The sequence below is a fragment of the Tetzosporium hominis genome (assembly GCF_002265435.1).
Taxonomy (GTDB): domain Bacteria; phylum Bacillota; class Bacilli; order Bacillales_A; family Planococcaceae; genus Chryseomicrobium; species Chryseomicrobium hominis.
In genome coordinates this window covers 1-265 of record NZ_NOKQ01000392.1, presented here as the reverse complement: position 1 = coordinate 265, position 265 = coordinate 1, and the positions used below count along the sequence as shown (strand labels likewise).

Here is a 265-nt window from a genome sequence, read left to right as displayed (position 1 = left end):
AAGTACCGGCTTGTTTTCGCGCTTTGCTTTTTCAAAGGCTTCTTCGCCCCACGGGTACCAGTCGACGGGGTTGTGTGCGTGCTGGAGTAGGTATGGCGACTTCTCGTTGATTAATCTGTTCGTTGGCATGGGATCACCTGCTTTATAAACGAATTTTTATTCATTATTGTCTTTACATGATTTAATATACCAAATATCAAAAGAAGAGGTTTCTAAGGTTAACTTCTTCTATTTTATTTTATGGAAAGAGAAGCAGACCAACTGT

Annotated in this window: 1 protein-coding gene; it reads right to left on the bottom strand. The window is 40.0% G+C overall.

Annotation, left to right across the window (positions count from 1 at the left end; genetic code table 11):
• Positions 1 to 129: DUF255 domain-containing protein (locus tag CF394_RS15515; protein WP_133079874.1), on the bottom strand; the 129-nt coding region annotated here is incomplete at its 3' end.
• Positions 130 to 265: the final 136 nt, after the last annotated feature.